Source organism: Melittangium boletus DSM 14713, assembly GCF_002305855.1.
GTDB lineage: Bacteria > Myxococcota > Myxococcia > Myxococcales > Myxococcaceae > Cystobacter > Cystobacter boletus.
In genome coordinates this window covers 6,739,213-6,761,526 of record NZ_CP022163.1, presented here as the reverse complement: position 1 = coordinate 6,761,526, position 22,314 = coordinate 6,739,213, and the positions used below count along the sequence as shown (strand labels likewise).

The following is a 22,314-nucleotide window of genomic DNA, read 5'->3' as shown; positions in this document are numbered from 1 at the left end:
GAGTCGAGACACGGATAAAAGGGCGGCATGAACGGTCCCGAGAACTCCGGCATCCTTCTCAGCGCGGCGGTGATGACGAAGAACAGCCTGCGCACCTTGAAGGACTGCCTCGACTCCCTGGACTTCTGCGACGAGATCGTCGTCGTCGATGACCACTCCACCGACGGCACGTGGGAGTACCTCCAGTCCCGAGGCGGCAAGGTCCGGGCCTTCCAACGCAAGCTCGACACCTTCGCCTCGCACCGGCGGGCCATGTGCTCGCGGGCACGCGGGCAATGGGTGCTCATCGTGGACGCCGATGAGAATGCCCTGCCTGGACTCGGCGAGGAGATCCGTGAACTGCTGAGCCAGAACCCTCGTCACGATGCCTATCACGTGCCGCAGAAGAACACCCTGCCCGACCACTGGCCGCGGCCCGTGCACTTCTGGACCTCGCAGAAGCGGTTGCTTCGATTGGGCAAGGTGCGCTGGGCGGACTCGGAATGGATCCACGTGCCCGCCATCCATGAGGGCAAGGCGGGCCGGCTCAAGCACGGACTGAGGCACCGCTCGTACGACTCCGTCTCCCACCTGCTGCGCAAGCAGATCAGCTATGCCCAGAGCGGTGCGAGGCACTTTCACTCGCTTGGGCGCCGCGCCTCGCTGATGAAGGCGTGCACCCACTCCACCGGCGCGTTCATCAAATTCTACCTGCTCAAGGGCCTGTTCCGTTTTGGGATGGGGGGACTCACGGTCGCCACGGCGCTCTCGTTCCACGCCTTCGCCAAGTATGCCTTCCTCTGGGAATTGGGCTCGGGCGTGGCCGAGAGTGAGCGTGAACTGGTCCCGGGGGACACCCGCGCCTGAGAAGGCGCGAGCCCCTCAGGAGCGCATGAAGACCGACCACACCATTCGGATCGGGCGTTTTCGGGAGATGAACTCCAGGCCATAGAGCGCCGCCGCGGGCTCCGTGGTCAAGGCCAGCTCGAAGGCGCCCTCGGCGACGGCCTTCGCGGCGCTGCTGGTCGAATCCATGCTGACGATCTCTCCGACCCGGTATCCGCTGGGGAGGAGCTGGGCCACCAGCGGCTTGGGTGAGGGATGACTCGCGATGGTCGGCATGGCGGACAGCCCCTCCCGGTCTTGCCTCTTCGCGATGCCGTAGAGGGGGGTGTCCATCACGAACACGTCCGACAGCACGAGCGAGTCATCCATGTAGAAGCGGTGGATTTCCTTGTAGGCATTGGCGACGACCACGTGGGTCAACGCGCCCGAGCGCAGCGCTTCATGCGCCTGCTCATACGTCTGGAACAGCTCGGTGCGGGACTCCCGCCCCAGCCTGGAGCGGAGCAGCTGGGCCGCTTGTTCGCTGCTGGTGCCGGGGGGCCCCAGTGTCCCTACCACCACGTCGGCCGTGTGCGTGTCCAACAGGCTCACCCAACCCAGATTCGTCATGGCCACTCACTCCTCGATGTCCGCGATGACCCAGGTGCTGATCTCGCGCCACCGCGCGGCCGACTCCTGGTGGAAGGGATGCTCCAGATAGCGCTGCAAGGACTCCTGGTCACGGAGCAGGCCCATCACCACGAAGTCATGCGCGATATCCCGCGGGCTGATGTTGCGACCCGCATGCCAGTGCAGCAGGTCTGGCACCCGTTCCCCGACCTGGTGCGACGACTGCTCCGCGGCGAGCGCATGGGGATCCCTCCAGGTGATTCCCGGCTTGAACTTGAACAACACGATGTGTCTGATCATGGCAGCTTGGACTCCGCGGCGATGAACCCGGCCAGCCGCTCCAATCCCTCGTCGATCAATTCCGGAGTGAGCAGGCTGAAGGACAGCCGGAGCTGTTGGGAGTGGTCCAGGTTCGCGTAGAAGTGGTGCATCGGCGTCCAGATCACGCCGTGTTCGCGTGCCGAGCGTTCCAAGGACTTGTCATCCACCGGAAAGGGCACCGTCACCACGATGAAGAACCCGCCGCCCGGCGTGTTCCAACTGACCGGTCCGCCCGCGGGGAAGCGCCTGGCGAGTCCGGAGAGCACTTGCTGGAGGTTGCGGCGATAGATCTCGATCTCGCGTTTGTTGGCGGCGAGCATGCTGTGCCCGTTGCGCAACAGCTTCCCTCCGACAATCGCCTGCGCGACCGGTGAGGTGTTGAGCGTGACATTGCTCTTGATCAACGACAGTTGATCGGCGAGCGGCCCCACCACGGCGCCCTGCCGTGTCACTGGCTGGTCGGCGACGACGAAACCCACACGCGCACCGGGCAGTCCCGTCTTGGCGAACGATCCGATGTGGAGCACGACCCGCTCGGTGTCGAGCGCCTTGAGCGTGGGCGTCCTCTCACCGGGAGCGGCGTGGAACAGGCCGTAGGCATCGTCCTCGATCAACAACAGTTCATGCTCCGCGGCGATGTCGAGCAACCGCCTCCGGGTGGTCAGATCCAGGCTGACACCGGTCGGGTTGGAGAAATCCGGAACCAGGTACAACGCTCGCGTCCGCAGGCCCCGCTTCCGCGTGGCGGTCAACTGGCGCCCCAGATCGTCGAGATCGATGCCGGTGGGGCCGCTGGCGACCGGGACCACGGGCATGTCGAGCAGCCGCGCCGCGCCAGTGAGCCCGAAGTAAGCCGGCATCACGGCCAGCACAGCGTCTCGCTCATCGGTCCGCAAGGCCCTGAGCACCAGGAACATCGCCTCCTGGGCGCCCACCGTCACCACGATGGACTCCGGATCGACCCGGATGCCCTCGTCGACCTCGAGATACTTCGCGACCAGGTGGTGCATGACGCCCTTGGTCCGTCCATACTGGAACAAGGTGCGCCGCACCTGCGCGGCGTTCTGCCCGAGATCGTTGGACAGGTAGGCGACGAAGGCGTCCAGGTATTCGTGCAACTGGTTTACCTGGAACAGCTCCTCGAAGGGTCTGCCCGCGGCGAATGAAATGGCATTCGGATGGTGGGTCGCGATGTCATTCAACAGATTCATTGACAACAGCACAGGGTCGACCAGTGCCCCGTGCAGTGTCTCCAAAGGCAATTCGAGCATGACGGCACAATCTCCAGCAGGAGTCGGGAAATGCCATCGCGCGATGTCGGGCGGAATGGATTTCGTGTGTAATGACGAGTGAGCACCTTCACCTCGTTCTTCAGGCTCGCCATCCCCGGGGCTGTTCATGCCCGTATGGACGAATCAACCCGGTGAACGGTTACGTCAGGTCCTCCGAATTCGCGGCGACGGTTCGCTATTCACCTGGTAGATGCCCACGACGCCGTCATGGCCGTACTCGTCCCGGCCGAACGCCACGAGGTACTTCCAGGGTGAAGCGCTCGAAGGTGGCCGCCCCGAGCTGCGGCAGAACAGGCCTTCTTCCCCTCCCGCCACCCAGAGATTGCCGCCCGCGTCCTCGGCTCCGGCTCTCTCATCCGCGCCTCGTCCTCGGGGGACGGCGAACTGCTTCAGCTTCTCGATTTGGAGGCGGCGGGAATCGAACCCGCGCCGGGCGGTGCGAAACTCCCAGCAGAATCGCGCCCTTACCTCGCAACCGCCCGGAATGCTTGGGACTCGTCATCCCGCCGCGTCCCCTCCTATCCCGCCTCGTTCCAGGTCATTCCGCAGGCTCCTGCGACATACGTGCAACATGGCGGACCATCATAAAAACCGGCTCGCCACCTACGGCGCGACAGGGAAAGTGCCGGGCCGATACTCGCCCGGCACATGGTGGATCCATGCACTGTCGTGCACCTAGCAAAGCCCAGGCTCGCGCGAAGAACCGCCCCGTAACCCGCCTACTGGGCGAACAGGCGCACGAAGGGACTGGATCTGGATGCAGGAGAACGCGAACAAGACCCTAAAGGTAGGTACATCAAGTCGTCTCTCCTCAAAACCTAGAGCTTGTGGTTAACTGCCCAGCAAGAAAGCACAGCTGGTAGGGCTCATTCCTGGCTGGTCGCCCCTCGGGCAAAGAGCCAAATCGGCCTCCTCCCGGAACCGGCTCTTAACAATGTGTTACGCTAGGCCCCGTTCCTGGCAGGCGCCGATCCTCTGGAAGGGCCTACCGGGAAATGTCACTAATGGAAATGAGAGCCTCGTGAGTTTCTCAGACAACCTCTATGCATTGAACGAAGCAATGAAATCTCTTTAGGAGGGAGGGCGAATCCCTGACAGGCTCAGTACTTGGCTGTGTCGCGTCTCGTATTCTGAGGGCAAGGGAATTAGAGCAACAACTGAAAAATCAGATTACGAAGTGGAGTTCTCATTTGATGAAAACAATTCGAGAGTCAGCCTCGCTGCCTTCGACGGATTGAATCGGCATGCTGACTACCCAAGCCGACTTCCTGGCGTGAACATCAAATTTGACGAGAACGATGCCGCTCTAACGATCACAGGAAAAAGCCAACGGACGTCGAAGGCTTATGAACTAAACATTTTCCTCCTAGTACTACAGTTGGACGTGGATATTGGGCGCTCTGCGGCGGTAGTGGCAGAGTTTGGCGACGGCTTGATGGTGGCGCCGCCAGCGGCTCCAGCGCAGGATGAAGTCCAGCGCGGGCCGCACCACCCAACGCGCGAGTTTCCACATCAGACGTCTCACTTCCTGAACACTGAAGCGGATGAGGACAGGCCTCGCCGCCGTCGAAACGCTCCCATGCGACTGCTTCGATGCGGCGGGCCCAGGCGTTTTGGGACGGGTTGCTCCTCCTCGGATTCGTTGGCCATGACTCGCGCGGCCGCCAGGAATGCATGTGCGACCAGGCACAACGTCATGTGGCGGTACCACCCTCGCCATTTCCTCACCTCATAGTCGTCCAGTCCCACCTCTCCCTTGGCCGACTCGAAACATTCCTCCACCGGCCAGCGCTTGCCGGCCGCTTCCACCATGGCGGCCAGTGACGTCGTGGCCGGTGCATGCACCAGATAAAAGCTCACCTCGCTCTCATCCGACACGCTTCGACGGAAGAGAAACCACCGCGCCTGGGTCCCCTCATGCGAATTGACTCGGACTCGCGCCCAATCATACCCACGCGGTCCCTTGGCTCCCGCCCCCGCCGACAGCCTCGTCCATTCTCGCCTCTTCACCTCTTTCAAGACTTGTCCCGCCGTCACCTGCTCCACCCCGCGCCAGGCGTAGGTATTGGAAGCCACCGCCAGGACATACCGTTGCGACTGGCTCTCCAAAAACCGTCGCAACTCTCCATCCCGGCCATACACCTCATCTCCCACCGTCCACTCGGGACGGAGTCCCGCGTCGAAGGCCCGCTGGAGCATGGCTCGCGCTAGCTCGGGTTTCGTCTGGAATCGCACCCGCCGTGGAATTCCCGCCTGACGACATCGGTCCGGGTCCTCCAGCCAGTGCTCGGGCAGGTACAGTTCGCGGTCCACCAGGCAGTGTCCCTTCTCGGTGACGTAGGCCAGGAAGACGCCTATCTGGCAATTCTCAATGCGGCCCGCCGTGCCACTATACTGCCGGGCCACTCCCGCGGACTTGTCCCCCTTCTTCAAGAAGCCTGTCTCATCCATGGACAAGACGCCCCCCTCGCCCAGTCGCTCGCGGGCATACGTCAACACGTCATCCCGCAGCGCGTCCTCGTCCCAGTGCGCCCCGTTGAGCAGATGTTGAAAGGCGTAGGGCGTCGCCCTGCCCACCTCCTCGCTCAAGCCCCAGGCATTCTTACGCTCGACTCGGGCCAGCAACCCCTGCAACAGGGCCTCCGCCGAGGCACGTGTCTCCGGACGTGCGAAGTGGGGCTCCACCCACTCCCGCACGCGGCGCCACTCCTGCTCCCATTTCTGGACGAGCACCGCTTCGTTGTTGTCCGAGACGATGGCGCTGCTGGACATGACCGCCCCCAGGTAAAGGTGACTTCTCCCATGGGTTGTAACCACCACCACTTTCAAGGTCATGTGGAGGGTGCTACCCTAGCGGTCAGGTGGGAGGGTGAAAGCCCACCTGGGCGGAAGTGGGTCCGGGGAGCCGGACGGTCGAGGCAAATTCCTCGCGCCCCATCGCGGAGGAACAAACGTGGCCTTGAAGGCAATCATGGAGCGTTTCACGCAGCGCAGTCCCGTCACGGTGATGGTGCGCCGCACGCTTGAGCATGCCCTGAGTTCGCAATGGATTGATGAGGTATTCGAAGCGAACCGAGAGCAGCAGTACACGCGCGAGTTGCTCTTCTCCTCGGTAGTGGATTTGATGGGAGTGGTGGCGCTGGGACTGCGACCGTCGCTGCACGCCGCGGCGCAGTCCGACCCGGACTTGACCGTCTCGCTGGCGGCGCTCTACGACAAAGTCAATCACACCGAGCCCCAGGTGGTGCGAGCCCTGGTGCAAGGGAGCGCGGAGAGGTTGTTGCCCGTGGTGCGGCCCATGAAGAAGCAGGGGCCGTGGGCGGCGGGTTACCAGGTGCGAGTCTTGGATGGCAATCACCTCCCCGCCAGTGAGAAGCGGCTCAAACCGTTGAGAGAATTCCGAGGAGCTGCGCTGCCCGGACAGTCGTTGGTGGTGTATGCGCCGGAGTTGAGCCTGGTGGTGGATGTGCTGCCGGCTGAAGACGCGCATGCACAAGAGCGGGCGTTGATGGGGCCGGTGTTGGAGCGAGTGCGGGAGGGAGAATTGTGGCTGGCGGACAGGAACTTCTCCACGAGCCGGATTCTGCGCGCGGTGCATGAAAAGAGAGCGGCCTTCATCATCCGAGAGCACGGCGTGTCGCCCAATCCGACCGCGCTGGGGGAGCGGAGGGAAGTAGGCCGAGGGCCAACGGGACGTGTGTACGAGCAGGCAGTGCGAGTGGAGGGGGAAGAGCCGTTGGAGTTGAGACGGATTGAAGTGGAGTTGGAGGAGCCAACAGAAGACGGGGAAACAGCCATTCGGCTGCTCACGAACGTGCCCGAGGAGAAACTGAGCGCCGTGGAGGTAGCGCAGCTGTACAGGAAGCGCTGGACGATTGAAGGGATGTTTGGAGAGTTGGAGGCCGTGCTCGAGAGCGAGGTGCGGAGTTTGGGGAGACCACGAGCGGCGCTGCTGGCCTTTGGGGTGGCGGTACTGGCCTACAATGTGTTGTCGGTGGTGAAAACCGCGGTGGAAGCCAGCCATGACCTGGAGGCTGCCAATATGCAGGTGTCCACCTTTTACATTGCCGCCGAAGTGAAGTTCGCTTACGGAGGAATGATGATGGTGGTGGAGCCGGAGGACTGGAGCGGACAGGAAGTACGGAGCGCGGAGCAGTTGAGTGAGCTCCTGCTGGAGCTAGCGAAGAAGGTGAAGCCTTCCACATTGCGCAAACATCCCCGCGCCGCCAAGAAGAAGGTGAAGAAAGGCTATGTACCGGGAGAGGTGGCGCGCAAGCATGTGGCAACAGCACGTGTGCTCAAGGGCGAGAAAATCTCCTGAACAGCAGACGGAGGCCAACCAAGGCAGGCAAGAGACCAGTAGCACCGCAGCGCCGGGCGCTTCATGGCATGGCTATGTCTGATGGTCTGCCCAGCTTCACTGATGCGCCCTCATCCGCCCTGTCTAAACCATAAAGGTGGCGAGCCACTATTCGACCTTGAAAGGGGTGGTTGTAACCACGCCACCTCCGGCGTCACCTTCTCCTGCGTTTCGCTTTCTCTCCTGGCTCCCCACCAGACAAGTGGAGCCCGCTATCCCACCTCCGCAGTTGCGCGGACCCGGGGCTGCGCTATCTCAGTGGAGAAGGACGAGCGCGGGGCCCACGGAAGACGGAGGAAGGGCGGTGGTCGCAGCCACAGGGGGAAACGGCACTCCTTTGACTGTCTGGGAACTACAACTGTAGTACTAGGCGCCAAGCGGGTGCGCTAGCTAGAAGGTCCGCAAGGGCTGCAGCACTCTCGCTAGCCTCGGAACTGCATACAGGAGAATAGACGCTTGATCACGATCAAGATCACAGTCGAGTTTACAAATGGTGTTGAAACTCGTTTGGCAGACTTAAGGGCAAGGGCTGCGTCCTGGAAATACGTTCAGCGTCGCAGAAAAATCAAAGTATTTGGCGCCGAGCATTTTGGTTTTGATAAGCGGGTTGACGATATGACGGTTGGCCGCTTTCATCCTGGGCAATTAATTCTGGAAGAACGCAATCAGCAGCCACCTGAATCAGAAAGTAGCGTGGTGGTTGTGGTGGAATCGCCGCACAAGGAAGAATACGAACGTCGCCAACCATTGGTGAGGTCACGAGAGAAATTGATGCGGAATGTTGCGTTGCTCTGCGGGTTTCACTTGCCCAGACAGCAGGCAGACATTGTAATATGCAATCCTATTCAATGGCAAGCGTCGCTCGCGGATTACTACGTATTCCCCCAAAATGAAGAGCCGCAAGACCTACTCAAAACCGTTCGTGACAACGTTTGGGAGCACATATGGAATCACCATGAGGACGACCCCCATGGCGAGGAAGGGCTATACCCTGCGCGCGAAGACTTCATCTCCCGAGTGCGAAAATATAATCCACTCCTGATAGTCAACGCCTGCACAGCCAATCTGCGCCATCATGTACAAACCGAGTTGACCCGACTCGATGGGGTGCCAGTAGTAGATGCCGTGCATCCATCGTGTTGGTGTATGCTCAATGAAGCTTGATATTCCCAATGCCAGTCGCCACTTCCCTCGAAGTCAGAACGGCATTCCGATCTCGAATCAGAGGGCGTTGAGCAGGAGCGAGCAGGCAGGCTACTTCCGTGGGGTCTTCGCAAGCGTCGTGTTCCTGCTCGTCCGCTGGGTAGACACTGACTCGCGTGGTTGGTCGCACTAGCTCAACACCCTCAGCTGCTGCGAGGTTTCAACTGGAGCCATGACAGGGACGCCAGTTGAGGCGCGAGCGGCCTAGATGCCACCCCTTTCAAGGTCGAATAGTGGCTCGCCACCTTTATGGTTTAGACAGGGCGGATGAGGGCGCATCAGTGAAGCTGGGCAGACCATCAGACATAGCCATGCCATGAAGCGCCCGGCGCTGCGGTGCTACTGGTCTCTTGCCTGCCTTGGTTGGCCTCCGTCTGCTGTTCAGGAGATTTTCTCGCCCTTGAGCACACGTGCTGTTGCCACATGCTTGCGCGCCACCTCTCCCGGTACATAGCCTTTCTTCACCTTCTTCTTGGCGGCGCGGGGATGTTTGCGCAATGTGGAAGGCTTCACCTTCTTCGCTAGCTCCAGCAGGAGCTCACTCAACTGCTCCGCGCTCCGTACTTCCTGTCCGCTCCAGTCCTCCGGCTCCACCACCATCATCATTCCTCCGTAAGCGAACTTCACTTCGGCGGCAATGTAAAAGGTGGACACCTGCATATTGGCAGCCTCCAGGTCATGGCTGGCTTCCACCGCGGTTTTCACCACCGACAACACATTGTAGGCCAGTACCGCCACCCCAAAGGCCAGCAGCGCCGCTCGTGGTCTCCCCAAACTCCGCACCTCGCTCTCGAGCACGGCCTCCAACTCTCCAAACATCCCTTCAATCGTCCAGCGCTTCCTGTACAGCTGCGCTACCTCCACGGCGCTCAGTTTCTCCTCGGGCACGTTCGTGAGCAGCCGAATGGCTGTTTCCCCGTCTTCTGTTGGCTCCTCCAACTCCACTTCAATCCGTCTCAACTCCAACGGCTCTTCCCCCTCCACTCGCACTGCCTGCTCGTACACACGTCCCGTTGGCCCTCGGCCTACTTCCCTCCGCTCCCCCAGCGCGGTCGGATTGGGCGACACGCCGTGCTCTCGGATGATGAAGGCCGCTCTCTTTTCATGCACCGCGCGCAGAATCCGGCTCGTGGAGAAGTTCCTGTCCGCCAGCCACAATTCTCCCTCCCGCACTCGCTCCAACACCGGCCCCATCAACGCCCGCTCTTGTGCATGCGCGTCTTCAGCCGGCAGCACATCCACCACCAGGCTCAACTCCGGCGCATACACCACCAACGACTGTCCGGGCAGCGCAGCTCCTCGGAATTCTCTCAACGGTTTGAGCCGCTTCTCACTGGCGGGGAGGTGATTGCCATCCAAGACTCGCACCTGGTAACCCGCCGCCCACGGCCCCTGCTTCTTCATGGGCCGCACCACGGGCAACAACCTCTCCGCGCTCCCTTGCACCAGGGCTCGCACCACCTGGGGCTCGGTGTGATTGACTTTGTCGTAGAGCGCCGCCAGCGAGACGGTCAAGTCCGGGTCGGACTGCGCCGCGGCGTGCAGCGACGGTCGCAGTCCCAGCGCCACCACTCCCATCAAATCCACTACCGAGGAGAAGAGCAACTCGCGCGTGTACTGCTGCTCTCGGTTCGCTTCGAATACCTCATCAATCCATTGCGAACTCAGGGCATGCTCAAGCGTGCGGCGCACCATCACCGTGACGGGACTGCGCTGCGTGAAACGCTCCATGATTGCCTTCAAGGCCACGTTTGTTCCTCCGCGATGGGGCGCGAGGAATTTGCCTCGACCGTCCGGCTCCCCGGACCCACTTCCGCCCAGGTGGGCTTTCACCCTCCCACCTGACCGCTAGGGTAGCACCCTCCACATGACCTTGAAAGTGGTGCGCCCTAGAGCCTGCACTGCCCCCGAGCATGGGCTGCCCGCTGCATTCGCGCTCGCCCTGGCCCGAGTTGCGGCTGCGGCCCCCTGGCCCCTTCCGTGCCCCCGGCGCGCTCGTCCGTAGCTGTCGGGGCGCCCTGTCATACTCCGAGCGACCCCACCAGGACCCGCTAGGTCCTAGCTCGAATGGAGGACCTTCCCATGCGTTTCCGAGCCTGCCTTGTACTTCTGCTATTGGCCGCAGCCTGCGCGAGCGCGCCCGCCCCGCAGTCGATGCCACGGCCCCATGCCTTCGCGGCGACTCCCACCTCGGGCCCGCGCATCCGGCTTGCTTCCGCGCCGATGGAGCCGACACCGGAACGGTCGTGGATTGGAAAGGCGGACTTGGACAAGGCCAGGGCACTGCTATCTCGGGCACGCCAAGACATCGAGCCGCGTCAGTGGGAACAGTTGGACCGCAAGCTCACCGCAGCGGAACGGGCCTTCGAGCGCTTCTCGCGCGCCGCGAAAGCGAGCGGGCACGCCGCCGAGGTGGTGAGGGGGGCGGAGGGTGTCGCGCAGGCGGGACGCGCCAGGACGCTGGCTGAATTCCTCCCCCGGGTGGGCCCGTTGCTCGTGGGCCTCGTCCTGCTCTACCCCTCCAGCACCGCCGGGCCGGAGATCGACCGTCGCCCGGAGTGGGTCGACGCTCAGCGGGAGTACGAGGCGCGACTGCTGGACGTAGCGGAGGAGTCACGGCGGCTCATGGAGGAATTTGAGCGTCAGGAATCAGAGGAGGTCGTGCTGGACGTTGATTCGGACCCGGTTGCGGCGGTCACAGCTCCCACCCCTTGGTGGAAAAAGACCAATCCGGCGACGGGTAAGCCCTACACCAGCAAGGAGGAGTACGACCGGGTCCCCCGCCACGCGGATCAGACCTGCAAGAACAGCCGGCTTGACGAGCTTCAGGCGGAAAAGGATGAGCTCAGCGCGTCAATTCCCCCCTTCGATCCGAAGGCGCCCGACTCGACGAACAAAAAAAGGCTGGATAAGGTGCCGTGCTCCAGGATCCGGTTGCGTCTTGAAGCGATGAAGAACGTTCTGGAGAAGCGGTGGGAGATTCAGAAAGAGTGCTTTGGAGGCAAGCCTGACCAATCACACGATAAAACAATGATCCAATTCGAACAGGGCATCGCGAATATCAAGAAACTCGAAGCAAAGAATTGTGCCCCTGGTCATCCGATGGCGGAGAAGTGAATCATGTCGAAAGAACTCTTCGCAGCGATCGAGCAGCACGATACGGCCCGGATCAAGGCGCTGCTGGCGGGGGGGGCCGATCCGAACGAGCCGCAGCCGGAGCCGCCGGGGTTGCGTCCGCTGCAAGTGGCCATCTACGAACTCTCCGATGGGGGCGAACTCGACGTGCTCCTGGCGCTCCTTGAGCACGGCGCGGACGTCAACGCATGGGACGTCGAGCGAGACAAGACCCCCTTGTTGGTGGCGGCCTGCGAAAACGAGCTGGCGGCAGTCGAAGCGCTTGTGAAGGCGGGGGCTGAGCCCAACGTGTGCAGCAGTGAAGGAGTCACGCCGCTGCGGACGTGCGCGCAGGTGGGCAATCTGAGGATGGCCTTGCTTCTCTTGGGCGCGGGGGCAACTCGGACGATCAACGACTGGGGCGGGCTGACCGGATACACCGCGCTCGGACACGCGGCACGTCGGCTGGACCTCCCCATGATCAAGCTGCTTCTCGACGCGGGCGCCGATCCGAGGGCCCCGGACGAGGACGGCCTGCCTGCCCACTACCGTCTGCCGCCGCGCGCTGAATCCGATTCTCAGACATGGGACGCCGCGTTCGAACTGCTCGGAGGAGCGAAGGACCGCATGCCGTAGAATGGCGGGCGCTCCACCCCTTGCGGCACGGCTCGCGCTGGCCGCACTCAGGGCCCCTTCGCTTTCCCCTCGGGTAAGGTGACGTTCTCAAGGGTGAAGGTGCGCGGCCCCTGTGCTTCCCCTAGTTTGAGGGTGCAGGGGCAGCCGAGCTGCGCGCGCTCCCCCTGGATGCCCACCACGACGGCACCGGCACCATTCGCGGGGATGGGCGCCAGTGGCCAACGGGCAAGCTCCACCTGTTCCCCCGCCGCGTCCACCAGCGCCGCCCCTGCCAGCGTCCAAGGCTCCGCGCCGGGGTTCGTAAGGCTCAGCCGAACAGCCACGCTTGCCGGGCGACTCTCGCCCGTGGGCATGTAGCTGTAGCTCCGGGCTTCATCCAGCCCGAGCGCGTTGGCTGGCGGCTTCCTCACCTTCAAGAGAATGTTATCAGACGACACGACCCCGGCCCCCTCCAGCCACACGGCCCCCATGAGTCCGTAACAGCTCGCCGGACCCCGTCGTGACGAGAGAGGCGGGTACGTGAGACGTCCAGGGAAGAAACCTGGAGGTGCACGTGGAGAAGGAGTTGGAGCAGTTCCGGCAGGAGGCGCAGAGACTGAGAGCGGGACGAGCCAAGGGCTCGGGCCCCTTCCCCGAGCCGATGAGGGCGTTCGCTGTGCGCTACCTGGCACAGGCGTTGGAGAAGGGAGAGACGCTCAAGTCGGTTGTGGAGAGGCTAGGGGTGTCGGAGCCGACGTTGCAGGCATGGAGGCGAGGACAGACGCCCGGGGGCAAGGCGCGCGGGGGTGAGCCGAGGCCCGCGGGGCTGGTGCCAGTGGTGGTGCACGAGGCGCAGGCGCCCGCGCGGCCGCGAGAGGGCACGACCTTGGCGGTGGTGTCGCCGCGGGGCTGGAGGGTGGAAGGGCTGGGGGTGGAGGAGGCGGTGGAAGTGCTGCGGAGGGTGGCGTGCTGACACTCACGCGGGCGGTGCGGGTGTACGCCAGTGCGGTGCCGGTGGACATGCGCAAGGGGTTTGATGGGCACCACTTTCAAGGTCATGTGGAGGGTGCTACCCTAGCGGTCAGGTGGGAGGGTGAAAGCCCACCTGGGCGGAAGTGGGTCCGGGGAGTCGGACGGTCGAGGCAAATTCCTCGCGCCCCATCGCGGAGGAACAAACGTGGCCTTGAAGGCAATCATGGAGCGTTTCACGCAGCGCAGTCCCGTCACCAGGCTTGATTCAAAGTCCCACGGGAGAAGTTATCCCACCTGGACCTACGGACGAGGTAAGGTGCTCGCGGACGGGACAAGGTGGCGCGAGCAGCGCGGGGCTGATCGCGTGGCACGAGCCCGAAACAGGCAGGACGCGGGCCAGTTGAGGCCGGTGGAGAGTGAAAGTGGGTAGGGAGAAAAACCGGGGCGGGAGAGCTGGCGGGCCCTCCACACCCCCTGAGAAGCAAGGAGAAGCGAGGAGACACAAGAGAGAAGACGCCTCGCCCGTGCAGGAGATGTTGACGCGGTTGGGAGTAACGTTCAAGCAGATAGTGGACCCAAGGGCCAGCCGCGGCAAGAGGCACGAGTTGGGGGCGATGCTGTCGCTGCTGGTGCAAGGGCTGGCGACCGGGAGAAGAGTGCTGAGACAGGTAGAGGCGTTGGGTGCGGACCTGGTGCGCGAGGGGACAGGGCCAGTGGGATTGCGCGGACCGGTGTCGGACACGACCTTGGATAGACTGCTCAGTGAGCTCAAGCCCGAGGGGTTGGACAAGGTGCTGCGGCAGTTGGTGCGGACGGCGCTCGAGCGGGGAGTGCTGCGTCAGGACAGGATGGCGGCGGGAGTGGTGTCGATTGACGGCAAGGCGGGGGAGAGCACGCGAGGACAAGCGCCCTGTGAGCCATGTCACACACTGAGAGACGAGCAGGGGCAAGAGTATTGGTACCCCTTCGCGCTGCGAGCGGCGCTCACCAGCAGCGGAGCGTGCCCGGTGCTCGACCAGATGATGCTGGAGGGCAAGCAAGGAGAGGCGACGGCCTTCCCCAAGCTGCTGAAGCGGGTGGTGGAGAAGTATGGAGAGCACTTCAAGTACGTGACGGGGGACGCGGGGCTGACGAGCGCGGCGAACGCGAGAGCGGTGAGAGAGGCAGGCAAACATTATGTGTTCGCCGTGAAGGAGAACTTCCAGCGCTTGCATGACGTGATGTGGGTGGCGCTGGGGACAGCACCCGTACAGGTGACGGTGAGAGAGCGGGCGCGGGGCGAGTGGGTGGAGCGGCAGCTGAGAGCGACACGAGTGCCCGAGACAGAAGAGTTTCCAGAAGCGAGGCAATGGGTGTGGGTGCGCAGCACGCGGGAGCGGGAGGGGAAGTTGCCCGAGGTGGAGACACGGCTGTTTATAACGTCCGTACCTGGCGGGGAGTTGTCGGGAGAGCAGATGCTCACGCTGGTGAGAGGGCATTGGGGAATAGAGAATGGGCCCAACTGGACGGCGGACGTCGTGCTGGAGGAAGACACGGGCTCGGCCAGCTTGCGTGGGCAGGCGCCCGTGGTGCTCAGTTGGCTGAGGCTGCTGGCCTACAATCTGCTGGCGCTGGTGCGCACGCACCTGCCCCCAAAAGACGGCAGGCTCGTTTCTTATGCTCGCACCCAGGAAGTGCTCTACCAGGGCTTGCTGGGCCTGGCGGTGCTGCCGGAGAGTCTGGCCGTACTTGCCTGAGCGCCCGCCAGCGCCCGGCTCCGGCCTCCTCTGCCTCCACCTCCTCGGCTTCGTGGGTCCGTCATCAGTCAGTTCCCCTCCCCGGGGCGCTCCTCGCGCGAGCGCCCTCTGGAAGAACGCTCCCCTTTTGCCTGAAACAGATTGTTCTCCCTTCACCCCTCTTCAAATCTTCCCTCTCGGACTTTGGATCAAGCCTGAGTCCCGTCACGGTGATGGTGCGCCGCACGCTTGAGCATGCCCTGAGTTCGCAATGGATTGATGAGGTATTCGAAGCGAACCGAGAGCAGCAGTACACGCGCGAGTTGCTCTTCTCCTCGGTAGTGGATTTGATGGGAGTGGTGGCGCTGGGACTGCGACCGTCGCTGCACGCCGCGGCGCAGTCCGACCCGGACTTGACCGTCTCGCTGGCGGCGCTCTACGACAAAGTCAATCACACCGAGCCCCAGGTGGTGCGAGCCCTGGTGCAAGGGAGCGCGGAGAGGTTGTTGCCCGTGGTGCGGCCCATGAAGAAGCAGGGGCCGTGGGCGGCGGGTTACCAGGTGCGAGTCTTGGATGGCAATCACCTCCCCGCCAGTGAGAAGCGGCTCAAACCGTTGAGAGAATTCCGAGGAGCTGCGCTGCCCGGACAGTCGTTGGTGGTGTATGCGCCGGAGTTGAGCCTGGTGGTGGATGTGCTGCCGGCTGAAGACGCGCATGCACAAGAGCGGGCGTTGATGGGGCCGGTGTTGGAGCGAGTGCGGGAGGGAGAATTGTGGCTGGCGGACAGGAACTTCTCCACGAGCCGGATTCTGCGCGCGGTGCATGAAAAGAGAGCGGCCTTCATCATTCGAGAGCACGGCGTGTCGCCCAATCCGACTGCGCTGGGGGAGCGGAGGGAAGTAGGCCGAGGGCCAACGGGACGTGTGTACGAGCAGGCAGTGCGAGTGGAGGGGGAAGAGCCGTTGGAGTTGAGACGGATTGAAGTGGAGTTGGAGGAGCCAACAGAAGACGGGGAAACAGCCATTCGGCTGCTCACGAACGTGCCCGAGGAGAAACTGAGCGCCGTGGAGGTAGCGCAGCTGTACAGGAAGCGCTGGACGATTGAAGGGATGTTTGGAGAGTTGGAGGCCGTGCTCGAGAGCGAGGTGCGGAGTTTGGGGAGACCACGAGCGGCGCTGCTGGCCTTTGGGGTGGCGGTACTGGCCTACAATGTGTTGTCGGTGGTGAAAACCGCGGTGGAAGCCAGCCATGACCTGGAGGCTGCCAATATGCAGGTGTCCACCTATTACATTGCCGCCGAAGTGAAGTTCGCTTACGGAGGAATGATGATGGTGGTGGAGCCGGAGGACTGGAGCGGACAGGAAGTACGGAGCGCGGAGCAGTTGAGTGAGCTCCTGCTGGAGCTAGCGAAGAAGGTGAAGCCTTCCACATTGTGCAAACATCCCCGCGCCGCCAAGAAGAAGGTGAAGAAAGGCTATGTACCGGGAGAGGTGGCGCGCAAGCATGTGGCAACAGCACGTGTGCTCAAGGGCGAGAAAATCTCCTGAACAGCAGACGGAGGCCAACCAAGGCAGGCAAGAGACCAGTAGCACCGCAGCGCCGGGCGCTTCATGGCATGGCTATGTCTGATGGTCTGCCCAGCTTCACTGATGCGCCCTCATCCGCCCTGTCTAAACCATAAAGGTGGCGAGCCACTATTCGACCTTGAAAGGGGTGGGTTTGATGGGCTGAGCGCGCTGGTGGAGCAGCAGCTGGGCGGGCAGTTGCTCAAGGGCGACGTCTTCCTCTTCGTGGGGCGGTGTCGCCAGCGGGCCAAGGTGCTCTACTTCGACGGCACGGGGCTGGTGCTGCTCACCAAACGCCTCTTCAAGGGACGCTTCGCGCGGCCGTGGGCCCAGGCCGGAGCGGTGAGCGTGGAGATGACGGTGGCGGAGCTGTCGCTGTTTCTGGAGGGGTGCGAATTGGCGGGGAGGTGGAAGCTGTCACCGCCAGCCTTCGAGGAGAAAGAGCTTGCGGTGGAGGCGGCCGTGTAGCACTACCGCAGAAGTATGGTTCCCCTCGGGCAAGTGAAGGACTTGGAGACGGCGAAGCAGATGGCGGCGCTGCTCGAGGCGGAGAACGCGCGACTGCACCAACGTCTGGAGGCGCTGGTGCAAGAGAATGCGCGGCTCAAGGGGGAGGACGCCCAGGCGCGGCTGCAACTGGAGCTCACCCAGCTCAAGGAGCAGTTGGCGCGCATGCAGCAGCGCCTCTTCGGAGCCTCCAGCGAGAAGCGCCCGAGCGCGCAGCAGGAGGAGCCCGCCGCGCGCGAGCGCCAGCAGCGGGGACATGGGCCGCGTGCACAGCCGGAGCTGCCCGTGCAAGAGGTGCTGCTGCCCTTGGACGAGGCGGACAAGGTGTGCGGCCTGTGCGGCGGCACCCTCCAGGAGTGGCGAGGGCAGACGGAGGACAGCGAGGAGGTGAGCGTGGTGGAGCGCCACTTCGTCCTCAAGCGCTACCGGCGACAGAAGTACCGCTGCCCGGAGGGGTGTGCACCCGTCACGGCTCCCGCCGCGCCGCGCCTCATTCCGGGCGGCCGCTACGCGGTGGATTTCGCCGTGCACGTGGCCTTGCAGAAGTATGCCTTTCACCTGCCGCTGGCGCGCCAGGAGCGCATGTACCGGCGCGAGGGCCTGGTGGTGGACACCCAGACGCTGTTGAAACCACTGTCCGCCCTGGCCCGCCACCTCCAGCCCAGCTACGAGGCACTGCTCACCGTCGTCTTCGCTTCCCCCCTCATCCACGCGGATGAGACGCACTGGCACCTGCTGGACAAGGGCCCGGGGAAGAAATGGTACGCATGGACGGTGGCCAGTCCCCGCGCGGTGCACCACCGCATTCTCCCCAGCCGTTCCGGGGCCACGGCTCGGCAGGTACTGGGCAACTACCAGGGCGTCGCCATGGTGGATGGCTACGCGGCCTACCAGACGGCGACGAAACCGGGGGCCGATGGGCCGGCCTCCTGTAGCCTGGTGTTTTGTTGGGCCCACGTGCGGCGCAAATTCGTGGAGGCCGAGCAGGTGGCCCCCGCGTGCGCCCAGGTGCTGAGCCTCATTGGCCAGTTGTATGCCATTGAGGCGGGCCTGCCCGACCCGCATGCGCTGGAGGGAGCACAACAGACCGCGGCGCTCGCGCTCCGTCTGCTGGTGCGGCGGGAGCAGTCCGTCCCGCTGGTGGCGGCCATCCGTGAGTGGGCACTGGCTCAGCGCGCGCTGCCGGGCAGCGGCCTGCGCAAGGCCCTCGAGTACATGCTGGCGCTGTGGAGCGGGCTCACCGTCTTCCTCTCCAACCCCTGGGTGCCCCTGGACAACAACCTGGTGGAGCGCCAGCTGCGAGACCTGGTGCTGGGCCGCAAGAATCACTACGGCTCCAAGTCCCTGCGCGGTACCGAGGTGGCGGCCCTCTTCTACTCGCTGATTGAGACGGCCCGCCTGTGCGGTGAGGACCCGGGGCGCTACCTGCTGCGCGCCGCGCTCGCCGCCATCGACAACCCCGGCACCGTCACGCTCCCCTCCAGCCTCGACTGACGCCGCCGCGCTTTGTTTCGTGGCCCGGCTGGCTCTCCTCGCCTCGTCCAGACGGGGCTCGGCGAGCTATTACCCCTTCTTCGCTTCCACCTTCGCCACTGCCTCACTTGCTGGGCTCGCTTCTTGTGGCTTCGGCTCTGCCGCGCATAGGCGAACCGCCAAGGCGCTGGATGCTAGGTAACGAGTTTCTCCCCGCTCGACGACACGTTGTCTCACGTAAGGTGAGACAGGGCCATGCTACATACTCTTGAGCACTCAGCGGAAAGGAGATGGACATGACGCCCCCGAGTACCCCGCCACGTTGGAGCAAGTGGCTCAAGAACGCCCAAGATCTCTGGAGCACCGTCGTAACCCAGGAAGAGGTCAATGATCGGCGCGAGCGGAAGGACACCTACGACACCCTCGCCGCTTTCCTGGCACAGCATCTCCAACAGCCGCCTGCCTCCTGCGTGAGCGCCGTACTGGAACTGGTGGGCGAGAACGATCCGGTGCTGCGCAAGGATTGTGCCCCCGCCTCCGAGAGCCTCCTAGCTCAAGCCCGGCAGCTCTTGTTGAAGGTCTCCGTGCGCTACCTTCGTGACGAGGACCGGCGTGGTTGGCGGGAGATCGAGATCTATTTCCTCAAGGACAAGCAGCCTGCGCGGTCGATCTCACGTGAGGAGCGTGCATGGGAGGCCATGCCTTCGGATGTCCGCTCCGATATGCTGCGTGACGGCGGCTCCCTTGTCTCCTTCAAACTCTATCCCCTGAGCTGAGTGGCCATGCCTATCCCTCTTTTTATTGGTCTCTTGGCGGGTGTGCTGGCGGTTGCGGTAGGAGTGGCCATTGCTTTCTGGCCCAACGTCCTCCAATGGGCCGAGGAAGCCCTCCTCCCGTGGGTTGAACGCCGCATCCCTGTGCTCAACTCCATCGCACGCAGTGCCTTCGTGTTGCTGGACAAGGTCGCATCCTCGGCACGTCGCACCGTCAAGAATGCATGGCGGCAGCTCTGCGACTATCTCCTCAAGACAGTCGTGGAGATTCATCGCAAGAGTTCCAACCAGTACGTGCGGCGGGTGACTTCCTGGCTCATCACCCAGTTCCAAGCGCAGCAACAAGCCACCAAGGTAGTCATGGAGGAAGTCGTTGACTTCGATGACCTGCCCTCGGAGGTACGTGAAGCCCTCATCCGCAATGGAGACGCCACTGTCGACGTGAGAGATCTCCGTACACGGGAAATCAACGAACTCGTCATGACAGGGTAAACCCCATGCTACCTCTTCTATGGATCGTCGGCGCGGTCGTGGGCGTGGGACTTGTTGTTCATTTCTGGGACAAAATCCGGGACACCGTGGCGAGTTGGCTGCGGCAACTTGGACTGGACCAAAGCAGGCTTATGGACGCATGGATCCTCCTGGATCGTGTGGTCAGTGGCGTTCGCTGTCGGATCTACGCGAAGACCACCCAGGGTCAGATCAACGTCAAGGAGACCTCGCTTTCCATGGACGAAATCGATGACCAGGAGGTGCTGGATCAACTCAAGCGCCGAGCCACGGTCAAGCGCGACGTCATGGAGTACGTCGACTGAGCACTTCGCTCGGGAAGGACTTTTCAATGCCCACTGGATGGAAGAAGCAGTCGGACACGGTGGCTGCGGCCATTCACTCCCGGCCGTCACATGAATCCGAAACTCCGGCCTCCACCGCGCGGGACGCGGCGGAGGCGGCGAAACGTGAGCGCATGGAGATGTTCACTCCCATGGAGCCCCGGCGCCGGTTGGACAACCTCATCGTTTCCAAGAGCGTGCAGGAGCAGATCTCCTCAGCGCTCAGTCGGATTCATCACCACCAGACGCTGTATGAGGAGTGGGGATTGAAGGAGGTGGATCCACGGGGTTCGCGGGCAGTAATCAACCTGTTCGGACCACCTGGAACGGGAAAGACTTTCTGTGCCGAGGCGATTGCCCACCACCTTGGCCGTCGGCTCATCAGCGTCAACTATGCCGAGATAGAGTCTAAATACGTGGGCGACACCCCCAAGAACATCTCCGCAGCATTCCAACGCGCCCAGGAGACTCAATCCGTTCTCTTCTTCGATGAAGCGGACTCTGTTCTTGGCAAGCGTCTGACTCAAGTCACCCAGAGCGCGGACCATGGTGTCAACGTGAGCCGCTCAGTGATGCTGTTACAACTGGACGCTTTCGAGGGCGTCGTCATCTTCGCCACCAATCTGGCCAGGAACTATGACAGCGCTTTCGTGCGCCGCATCCTGACACACATCGAGTTTACACTCCCCGATGCGGAGTGCCGTGAACGCCTGTGGAGCACGTTGTTGCCCTCCAAGCTGCCGCGCGTACCGGACGTGACTCCCGCCTGGCTGTCCGCGCAGTCCCATGGCTTGTCGGGCGGCCTCATGGTCAACGTTTTGATTCAGGCGGCCTGCCGTGCCGTCGGGCGGTCACACGATGCGCGCCAAGTATCCCGCGATGACATCCTGAAGGAAATCGACCTTGTTCGCTGTGCCATCGAGCACGTGGGCTCGAAGCCCGAGCGCGTCATCACGACCCGTGAAGAAAAAGTCGATCTGGCCCAACTGCCTCCAGACGTCCAGCGCGAGCTTCCCGCGCAGCATGCTCCGAATCCGGTCGCCGCAGCATCGACACAGAAGCTCTGACCAGCTGAGGTCCGGAGGTCATGACGAGAAGGAACGCGGCGAAGAGACAGCTTGTGCGGCAATGGAAACTGCTCGAACTGGTGCGCGCGAGCCACCAGGGGAAGTTCATCCGGCAGCTCATGGAGGAACTGGAGATCAGCAGGCCCACCTTGTACCGGGACCTGAAGATCCTCGAGGAGGCAGGTCTTCCCCTAACGTCGCAACACACCTCGGGAGAGGTCCGGGTGAAGTATCTCGGAGAGAAAGCCCCTGCCTCCGCGCCCATGGCGCCCGTCGCGCAGGCGCCGCTCCCGCTTCCACCTCTCAGGCGAGCACCCGCGCTCCCCTCCATCCTGGAGAGGCTCCGCGAGGCCATGGACGAACGGCGCGAGGCGCGTATCTCTTATACTGCTCCGGGTCTGCCCAGTCCCGTTTCGAGCATTGTCGCTCCTCTGAAACTCCGAGAGTTCCATGGGGCGTCATACTTGTTCGCATGGGATCCCGCATTCAAGAGTTGGCGCCTCATCAAGGCCTCCAGAATCACCGAGGTCCGACTGGGCGCGTTCCAGGATGAACTCCCCCATGGCCTCGCGGATGGGCTGGTGGATGAATTGTTCAAGTCCAGGCAAGGACCCCCGGCCGCAGTCTCGGTACGGCTCGCCCCGGCTGTCGCCGCCTTCGCGCACGAGCATCCGCTGGAGAAGGATCAGGCGCTTGAGCCCCAAGTCGACGGCAGCGTCATTGTACGCAGTGAGGATTCCGATCTCGAAGAAGCTGCTCGCTGGGTTCTTGGGTGGGGCCAACACGCGGAGGTGCTCGCCCCCCAGGCATTACGCGAGAGGCTCATTCGCGAATTGACCACCACGCGGAATTCATACCTGTCTCGAAAGGTGAAGCCCACGACGTGAGCTTGCGTCGCCCGAGGCGCGGCTGCCTCCCTCTGCAGGGGCCGGGCTGAGCACAGGTGTGCCTAAAGCGCCTGCAGGTCCGGCCCGGCCAACGGCTCGGTTGGCACCCGGCAGCAGCCCTCCTACCCACTCCTACCCTGCTGGGCCCGGTGCCCCCCGCAGAAAGGCCTTCATTTTTTCCTA

General features: G+C 63.1%; 22 protein-coding genes. 15 read left to right on the top strand and 7 right to left on the bottom strand.

The annotated features are described in order from the left end of the window. Nucleotides 1-27: 27 nt before the first annotated feature. Complete coding sequence (locus MEBOL_RS28250) at nucleotides 28-846, top strand: glycosyltransferase family 2 protein (protein WP_095980355.1); 819 nt, start codon at nucleotides 28-30, stop codon at nucleotides 844-846. A gap of 15 nt (nucleotides 847-861) precedes the next feature. Here the strand turns inward: MEBOL_RS28250 and MEBOL_RS28245 are convergent, their stop codons facing one another. The 5 genes from MEBOL_RS28245 to MEBOL_RS28230 form a co-directional block, all read right to left on the bottom strand. After that, nucleotides 862-1,434 carry a prephenate dehydratase domain-containing protein gene (locus MEBOL_RS28245; RefSeq protein ID WP_095980354.1) on the bottom strand — a complete coding sequence of 191 codons (573 nt, stop codon included), beginning with the start codon at nucleotides 1,432-1,434 and terminating at the stop codon, nucleotides 862-864. A 6-nt stretch (nucleotides 1,435-1,440) separates the two neighbouring features. Next, nucleotides 1,441-1,734 (bottom strand): Dabb family protein, encoded by a 294-nt coding sequence (locus MEBOL_RS28240; protein WP_095980353.1) that lies wholly within the window; start codon nucleotides 1,732-1,734, stop codon nucleotides 1,441-1,443. Continuing rightward, nucleotides 1,731-3,026, bottom strand: coding sequence for an aminotransferase-like domain-containing protein (locus MEBOL_RS28235; protein WP_218920822.1), 1,296 nt, complete (start codon nucleotides 3,024-3,026; stop codon nucleotides 1,731-1,733). The genes MEBOL_RS28240 and MEBOL_RS28235 overlap by 4 nt, the downstream gene beginning before the upstream one ends. A gap of 1,393 nt (nucleotides 3,027-4,419) precedes the next feature. After that, nucleotides 4,420-4,560, bottom strand: a complete 141-nt coding sequence (locus tag MEBOL_RS41995; RefSeq protein WP_170115460.1) for a hypothetical protein — start codon at nucleotides 4,558-4,560, stop codon at nucleotides 4,420-4,422. Between the two features lie 8 nt (nucleotides 4,561-4,568). Further along, nucleotides 4,569-5,819: an IS701 family transposase gene (locus MEBOL_RS28230; RefSeq protein ID WP_245918919.1), complete on the bottom strand. Its 1,251-nt coding sequence runs from the start codon at nucleotides 5,817-5,819 to the stop codon at nucleotides 4,569-4,571. Between the two features lie 235 nt (nucleotides 5,820-6,054). Between MEBOL_RS28230 and MEBOL_RS28225 the strand changes: the two genes are divergently transcribed. Both MEBOL_RS28225 and MEBOL_RS41420 read left to right on the top strand, forming a co-directional pair. Continuing rightward, nucleotides 6,055-7,368 carry an IS4 family transposase gene (locus MEBOL_RS28225; RefSeq protein WP_095982608.1) on the top strand — a complete coding sequence of 438 codons (1,314 nt, stop codon included), beginning with the start codon at nucleotides 6,055-6,057 and terminating at the stop codon, nucleotides 7,366-7,368. A gap of 495 nt (nucleotides 7,369-7,863) precedes the next feature. After that, complete coding sequence (locus MEBOL_RS41420) at nucleotides 7,864-8,571, top strand: hypothetical protein (protein WP_157775566.1); 708 nt, start codon at nucleotides 7,864-7,866, stop codon at nucleotides 8,569-8,571. A gap of 420 nt (nucleotides 8,572-8,991) precedes the next feature. Here MEBOL_RS41420 and MEBOL_RS28220 read toward each other — a convergent pair whose 3' ends face one another. Next, nucleotides 8,992-10,305: an IS4 family transposase gene (locus MEBOL_RS28220; RefSeq protein WP_095982608.1), complete on the bottom strand. Its 1,314-nt coding sequence runs from the start codon at nucleotides 10,303-10,305 to the stop codon at nucleotides 8,992-8,994. Nucleotides 10,306-10,692: 387 nt separating this feature from the next. Between MEBOL_RS28220 and MEBOL_RS28215 the strand changes: the two genes are divergently transcribed. Then, nucleotides 10,693-11,727: a hypothetical protein gene (locus MEBOL_RS28215; RefSeq protein ID WP_157775564.1), complete on the top strand. Its 1,035-nt coding sequence runs from the start codon at nucleotides 10,693-10,695 to the stop codon at nucleotides 11,725-11,727. A 3-nt stretch (nucleotides 11,728-11,730) separates the two neighbouring features. Then, a complete protein-coding gene (locus MEBOL_RS28210; RefSeq protein ID WP_095980350.1) occupies nucleotides 11,731-12,360 on the top strand; it encodes an ankyrin repeat domain-containing protein in 630 nt (209 codons plus the stop codon). 47 nt (nucleotides 12,361-12,407) lie between these two features. Here the strand turns inward: MEBOL_RS28210 and MEBOL_RS28205 are convergent, their stop codons facing one another. After that, on the bottom strand, nucleotides 12,408-12,797 hold the full coding sequence (locus MEBOL_RS28205) for a DUF2381 family protein (protein ID WP_157775561.1): 390 nt from the start codon (nucleotides 12,795-12,797) through the stop codon (nucleotides 12,408-12,410). Nucleotides 12,798-12,913: 116 nt separating this feature from the next. Here MEBOL_RS28205 and MEBOL_RS28200 point away from each other — a divergent pair, with 116 nt between their 5' ends. The 10 genes from MEBOL_RS28200 to MEBOL_RS28155 all read left to right on the top strand — a co-directional run bounded on the left by MEBOL_RS28200 (nucleotide 12,914) and on the right by MEBOL_RS28155 (nucleotide 22,131). Beyond that, entirely contained in the window at nucleotides 12,914-13,312 is a 399-nt protein-coding gene (locus tag MEBOL_RS28200; protein ID WP_095980348.1) for a transposase, read from the top strand. A gap of 532 nt (nucleotides 13,313-13,844) precedes the next feature. Then, nucleotides 13,845-15,047, top strand: coding sequence for an ISAs1 family transposase (locus MEBOL_RS28195; protein ID WP_245920009.1), 1,203 nt, complete (start codon nucleotides 13,845-13,847; stop codon nucleotides 15,045-15,047). Between the two features lie 212 nt (nucleotides 15,048-15,259). After that, complete coding sequence (locus MEBOL_RS28190) at nucleotides 15,260-16,573, top strand: IS4 family transposase (RefSeq protein WP_095980347.1); 1,314 nt, start codon at nucleotides 15,260-15,262, stop codon at nucleotides 16,571-16,573. Nucleotides 16,574-16,636: 63 nt separating this feature from the next. Further along, a complete protein-coding gene (gene tnpB, locus MEBOL_RS28185) occupies nucleotides 16,637-17,059 on the top strand; it encodes an IS66 family insertion sequence element accessory protein TnpB (protein ID WP_095980346.1) in 423 nt (140 codons plus the stop codon). Nucleotides 17,060-17,092: 33 nt separating this feature from the next. Continuing rightward, entirely contained in the window at nucleotides 17,093-18,592 is a 1,500-nt protein-coding gene (tnpC, locus tag MEBOL_RS28180) for an IS66 family transposase (protein WP_157775555.1), read from the top strand. Between the two features lie 275 nt (nucleotides 18,593-18,867). Then, nucleotides 18,868-19,347 (top strand): hypothetical protein, encoded by a 480-nt coding sequence (locus MEBOL_RS28175; RefSeq protein WP_095980344.1) that lies wholly within the window; start codon nucleotides 18,868-18,870, stop codon nucleotides 19,345-19,347. Between the two features lie 6 nt (nucleotides 19,348-19,353). After that, complete coding sequence (locus tag MEBOL_RS28170) at nucleotides 19,354-19,836, top strand: hypothetical protein (protein ID WP_095980343.1); 483 nt, start codon at nucleotides 19,354-19,356, stop codon at nucleotides 19,834-19,836. Nucleotides 19,837-19,841: 5 nt separating this feature from the next. Further along, nucleotides 19,842-20,159 carry a hypothetical protein gene (locus tag MEBOL_RS28165; RefSeq protein WP_095980342.1) on the top strand — a complete coding sequence of 106 codons (318 nt, stop codon included), beginning with the start codon at nucleotides 19,842-19,844 and terminating at the stop codon, nucleotides 20,157-20,159. A 26-nt stretch (nucleotides 20,160-20,185) separates the two neighbouring features. Next, complete coding sequence (locus tag MEBOL_RS28160) at nucleotides 20,186-21,244, top strand: ATP-binding protein (protein ID WP_095980341.1); 1,059 nt, start codon at nucleotides 20,186-20,188, stop codon at nucleotides 21,242-21,244. A 20-nt stretch (nucleotides 21,245-21,264) separates the two neighbouring features. Next, on the top strand, nucleotides 21,265-22,131 hold the full coding sequence (locus MEBOL_RS28155; RefSeq protein WP_095980340.1) for a helix-turn-helix transcriptional regulator: 867 nt from the start codon (nucleotides 21,265-21,267) through the stop codon (nucleotides 22,129-22,131). Nucleotides 22,132-22,314 lie beyond the last annotated feature (183 nt).

Coding starts and splice junctions, on each gene's coding strand:
- MEBOL_RS28235 (WP_218920822.1), bottom strand. CDS start 3,026: ATGCTCGAATTGCCTTTGGAGACACTGCACGGGGCACTGGTCGACCCT.
- MEBOL_RS28165 (WP_095980342.1), top strand. CDS start 19,842: ATGCTACCTCTTCTATGGATCGTCGGCGCGGTCGTGGGCGTGGGACTT.
- MEBOL_RS41995 (WP_170115460.1), bottom strand. CDS start 4,560: ATGTGGAAACTCGCGCGTTGGGTGGTGCGGCCCGCGCTGGACTTCATC.
- MEBOL_RS28160 (WP_095980341.1), top strand. CDS start 20,186: ATGCCCACTGGATGGAAGAAGCAGTCGGACACGGTGGCTGCGGCCATT.
- MEBOL_RS28240 (WP_095980353.1), bottom strand. CDS start 1,734: ATGATCAGACACATCGTGTTGTTCAAGTTCAAGCCGGGAATCACCTGG.
- MEBOL_RS28225 (WP_095982608.1), top strand. CDS start 6,055: ATGGTGCGCCGCACGCTTGAGCATGCCCTGAGTTCGCAATGGATTGAT.
- MEBOL_RS28155 (WP_095980340.1), top strand. CDS start 21,265: ATGACGAGAAGGAACGCGGCGAAGAGACAGCTTGTGCGGCAATGGAAA.
- MEBOL_RS28175 (WP_095980344.1), top strand. CDS start 18,868: ATGACGCCCCCGAGTACCCCGCCACGTTGGAGCAAGTGGCTCAAGAAC.
- MEBOL_RS28220 (WP_095982608.1), bottom strand. CDS start 10,305: ATGGTGCGCCGCACGCTTGAGCATGCCCTGAGTTCGCAATGGATTGAT.
- MEBOL_RS28230 (WP_245918919.1), bottom strand. CDS start 5,819: ATGTCCAGCAGCGCCATCGTCTCGGACAACAACGAAGCGGTGCTCGTC.
- MEBOL_RS28170 (WP_095980343.1), top strand. CDS start 19,354: ATGCCTATCCCTCTTTTTATTGGTCTCTTGGCGGGTGTGCTGGCGGTT.
- MEBOL_RS28190 (WP_095980347.1), top strand. CDS start 15,260: ATGGTGCGCCGCACGCTTGAGCATGCCCTGAGTTCGCAATGGATTGAT.
- MEBOL_RS28245 (WP_095980354.1), bottom strand. CDS start 1,434: ATGACGAATCTGGGTTGGGTGAGCCTGTTGGACACGCACACGGCCGAC.
- MEBOL_RS28250 (WP_095980355.1), top strand. CDS start 28: ATGAACGGTCCCGAGAACTCCGGCATCCTTCTCAGCGCGGCGGTGATG.
- MEBOL_RS28215 (WP_157775564.1), top strand. CDS start 10,693: ATGCGTTTCCGAGCCTGCCTTGTACTTCTGCTATTGGCCGCAGCCTGC.
- tnpB (WP_095980346.1), top strand. CDS start 16,637: ATGGCATGGCTATGTCTGATGGTCTGCCCAGCTTCACTGATGCGCCCT.
- MEBOL_RS28210 (WP_095980350.1), top strand. CDS start 11,731: ATGTCGAAAGAACTCTTCGCAGCGATCGAGCAGCACGATACGGCCCGG.
- MEBOL_RS28195 (WP_245920009.1), top strand. CDS start 13,845: ATGTTGACGCGGTTGGGAGTAACGTTCAAGCAGATAGTGGACCCAAGG.